This window comes from Microbacterium umsixpiens, from assembly GCF_053543675.1.
Genome location: NZ_JBLVOH010000094.1, coordinates 6,315 through 10,408 on the forward strand (window position 1 = coordinate 6,315; position 4,094 = coordinate 10,408).

4 protein-coding genes are annotated in these 4,094 nt (G+C 68.0%); 1 reads left to right on the plus strand and 3 read right to left on the minus strand.

The genetic code is table 11. From position 1 onward, the window contains the following. Nucleotides 1–36 precede the first annotated feature (36 nt). Both ACNPM4_RS09550 and ACNPM4_RS09555 read right to left on the minus strand, forming a co-directional pair. Nucleotides 37–651 carry a hypothetical protein gene (locus ACNPM4_RS09550; RefSeq protein ID WP_448985510.1) on the minus strand — a complete coding sequence of 205 codons (615 nt, stop codon included), beginning with the start codon at nt 649–651 and terminating at the stop codon, nt 37–39. Nucleotides 652–937: 286 nt separating this feature from the next. Next, nucleotides 938–1,753, minus strand: coding sequence for a helix-turn-helix domain-containing protein (locus tag ACNPM4_RS09555; protein WP_448985511.1), 816 nt, complete (start codon nt 1,751–1,753; stop codon nt 938–940). Between the two features lie 377 nt (nt 1,754–2,130). On the opposite strand from ACNPM4_RS09555, the gene ACNPM4_RS09560 reads away from it, so the two are divergent. Further along, complete coding sequence (locus ACNPM4_RS09560; protein ID WP_029261807.1) at nt 2,131–3,279, plus strand: AI-2E family transporter; 1,149 nt, start codon at nt 2,131–2,133, stop codon at nt 3,277–3,279. Nucleotides 3,280–3,307: 28 nt separating this feature from the next. Here ACNPM4_RS09560 and ACNPM4_RS09565 read toward each other — a convergent pair. Continuing rightward, nucleotides 3,308–4,094, minus strand: a 787-nt coding sequence (locus ACNPM4_RS09565) for a diacylglycerol/lipid kinase family protein (RefSeq protein ID WP_448985512.1), incomplete at its 5' end; no start/stop codon positions are given.

Genomic DNA, 4,094 nt, shown 5'->3' on the forward strand with positions numbered 1-4,094 from the left:
CCCCGCTTCTCCGATCACGACGTCGATACGCGGTGGTTACGGCACCTTCGAGCCGGAGGTCTTCTCGCTGAGGAAGTCCGACGAGAGCGTGGTGTTCACGTACGTGTCGACGAGCGCACCCCCTGCGGACGGCAGGAGCCAGAGCACCGGCAGCTGCACGAGATTCTCCGCGCCGTTCAGCACACCGCTGTAGGTGTAGGTCACGCTCCCCGAGGTGCCGTCGGCCGGAAGCGATCCGACGCGGGTCCATCCGTGGAGGTTCTGCTCCTGGATGCGGTAGCTGCCCGGGTTGGTCACGCCGTTACCGGCACCCCACGCGACGGTGACGGTGGCGGTCCCCGACGTGAACTTGCCCGCCGGCTCCATGTCGCCGGTGGTGCCGTCGAAAGCGTTGAAGCCGAGGGTCTGCCCCGTGTTCACCTGCACGCGGTTCGGCTGCGTAGCCGTCCAGGTCTGGACCGAGGTGCCGCCCTGCCAAGACGAGAGCCCCCCTCCAGGGGCCGGCTGCGGCTGGGGGTCGGGCGTGTTCTCGCTCGCGGCGGCGAGCGGGGTGGCGACGGCTACCGCGATGACCGGTGCCGACCAGGCCGCCGCCTTGATCACGGTGCGGCGGTCGAAGCCGGTACCGCGCTGGTGCTCGTTCTCATTCATCTCGATGTTCTCCTTGGGGGTAGGCACCGTCCACTCGGGCGACCGGTGTCACGGCGTCTCGCCGCGTGGCACTGGCCACGCGGAGCTTCGACGCATCGGCACACTCGCTGAACCCGTGTGGATCGCGCGGCGGGTTCCGCGCTCGTGCGGCAGCCGCGAGTGGGAGTACGGCCGGCCATCCGTCATGCTGGCAGCGGGGACGACCGGCACTTCCCGTCCGGCACGCACATGTCGCTTTCCCGACCAGGGGTGTCGCGCTGGGTATGACGCGCACCGCCGACGGGGGTCACCCCTCTCGTCGCCGTCGGACCTCCGACGGGGCACGCCGCCCCTCCTGCGCCATCGCCCGCGCCAGGCTCGACCCGCCGGAGAGGCCCGAGTACCGACCGATCTCCTCGATGCTCAGGCGGTCGTACGCGGGATCCGTGAGCAGACCGATCGCATGCTCGACGCGCGATCGGCGGATCTCCCGTTCCACCGTCGTACCCTGTGCCCGGAACGCACGTTGCAGCTGACGCAGGGAAAGCCGGAGCTGCTCGGCGACGCCGCGCGGCGACAGCACAGGATCTGACGCCTGCGCGGTGATCAGGTTCAGGGCATCGCGATGATGATCGGGCGGAAGGCCGGCCGCCGCGGCACGGGTGGCCTCGACGGCCACACCCAGCACCATCTCCTGCAGGAGACGCTCGAGGTAGTAGCTCCCGAAGGTGCTCACCGGATCGGCGTCCACGACGGCCGCCCGCTCGGCGAACGCGACCGCCGGGTCGAGCAGTGACGTCGACGGTGACACGGGCCGGATCTCGCCCGGCGCCGGCGCCGCGAACCCGGCGAGCACCTCCGCGGGCAGGACGATCGAGAGCAGACGCAGTCGCTTCAGCGGCGAAGTCAGAACGGTCGCATCGTGGTTGAGCAGAAAAGCATCGTTCTCCGCCAGTCGCACTGTTCCGGACGGGGAGCCGATGTCGATGCTGCCGGAGCGGACACTGTGCAGTCCGATCAGTCCCGGCACGCGGTCGAGCCTCGAACGCGCGTCATCGCGCCCCGCCACGAACTCGCGGATGCGCACGCTCCCGAACATGGCCAGCGTGCGCGCTCTCGTCACGGGCACGACACGACTCCCGATCGCGCTCGACAGACGCCCAGCGCCGGGAAGGGCGACGGGCGGTTCTCTCCGGCCACCTCAGCGGCGTCGCGAGCGAGTCAGCGTGTGCTTCCCCCTGAGCGCACGTGGCGCGTCGGGTTCGAACGTCGACGACCGGTCGACTTCTCTCGGTGAAACGCGTCCCCACAGCACAATGAAACCCTCCCCATGCGGTTCCCCACCGCAGCCCGGCCCCCCGGGTACGGGGCCCTCGATCCCACCATATCGGTCCGGCAGCCGTGCCGAGGCGACCGACTACGCCGCCGCGCGGACTCTGCGCTTGACCGTCGGGCACACGAATGATCAACTGGTGAGTCTGACCATCGACCGGGGGAACCATGCGCCGTAGAAGAGTGATCGCGAAGGCCGAACCGCGCACACCTGTGGAAGCCGCGCCGTCACAGCCGTCGAACGCGGTGGCCGCATATGCGCGCACGAACCCGTTCATGTTCGGTCTGCTCGGTGCGCTCGGGGTCCTGGTCGCGTTGGCGGTCGGCAGCATCATCGGTCAGCTCGCGACCGTGCTCGTCTACATCGGCGTGGCGATCTTCCTCGCCCTCGGACTGGACCCGATCGTCACGTTCATCGAGAAGAAACTCCCGCGCCCGGCCGCCGTCACCATCGTCGTCGCCGGTGTGGTCCTCGCCTTCGCGGGAATCATCCTCGCCATCGTCCCGATCCTCGTCGAGCAGATCAGCAACCTGATCAAGGACGGCCCGCAGATGGTCGAGGACTTCATGGCCAGCGCCTGGTACAAAGACGTCAGCGGCCAGTTCGGCTCGAGCATCCAGGATGCCGTCCAGGGCATCCTTGACTTCGTCGGAGACCCGGACAACTTCCTCGACATCGGCGGTGGCGTGTTCGCGGTCGGCGCAGGGATCGCCGGTGGGTTCACCGGCATCACGATCGTCCTGATCCTGACGCTGTACTTCATGGCGTCCCTGCGGAGCATGAAGCATGTGGCCGCGCGCTTCGTCCCCGCCTACCAGCGGGGAACCTTCAGCGGCCTGCTCGAAGACGTCTCCGGCGCTGTCGGGCGCTATGTGATCGGGCAGGCCAGCCTGGCGCTCATCAACGGCGTCCTGAGCCTGATCTTCCTCAGCATCATCGGGGCGCCGGTCCCCGCGCTGCTCGCCCTCATCGCCTTCATCGGATCCATGATCCCTTTGGTGGGAACGCTGACGGCATCGATCATCAACTCGCTGATCTGCCTCTTCGTCTCGCCGCTGACCGCACTGATCGCGATCATCTACTACCTGATCTACATGCAGATCGAGGCATATGTGCTCTCGCCGCGCATCATGAGCAAGGCCGTCGCGGTTCCCGGGGCGCTCGTGGTCATCGCCGCGGTCGCCGGTGGCGCATTGGGCGGTATCCTCGGAGCGCTCGTCGCCATCCCGGTCGCCGCGAGCATCATCATCATCGTGCAGAAGGTGACGTTCCCCGCTCAGGACCGGAAGATCGTGCCCCCGGTCACCGCCGTCTGACCCGCGCAGTCCGCCGGCCGAACACCTTTCAGCGTACGAGCAGAGCGCTGGCTTCCACGCGCACCTCGAATGCGGAGAGCTCGCCCATCTCCTCGCCGTCGATCTCGAACATGAGAGGCGTCTCCAGCTGCACGGAGATGTTCTCGACGGGCAGGTGGCGCGCAGAATCGGTGCTGACCGCCTCATCGGTCGCCCCGAAGATCCGCCGGATGCCGTTGTCCCAGACGAAGGAGCGCAGGGTGTCCAACCACTGCAGGGCGCCGTCGGCACTGATCATGAGCACATCGAGCTTGCCGTCGTCGAGAACGGCATCGGGGAGCAGACGGATGCCACCCTGCACCATTCCGCAGTTGCCGATGAGCATGGTGTGCCCACGCACCGCCACGGCCTTCTCCCCGTCGATGGCGAGGGTGATGTCGGTCATCTCGGTCCCGGCCAGGGCACGACCCATCGCCTCGACGTAGGCCAGCCAGCCGGCCTTCGACTTGAGGTCGTCGTCTGTTTCGACCAGCATCTGCGCGTCGATCCCGAACCCGACCATGACGGCGAACGCGTGCTCGGTGCCGTCGTATGACACCCAACCGAGATCGATGCGACGCGGCTCCGCGTCCCGAACCCTCTGGAGGGCTGCGGCGACGTTGTTCAGCGGCACTTCGAGATTGCGGGCGAGGAGGTTGCCGGTGCCCTGCGGAACGATCCCGAGGGCGGTCTCCGAACCCGCCAGCGACTCGGCGACCGCACGAACAGTGCCGTCTCCCCCGACGGCGATCACGATGCCCCGGCCGTCTTCACGAGCCTCCCGGGCCATGCCGCGG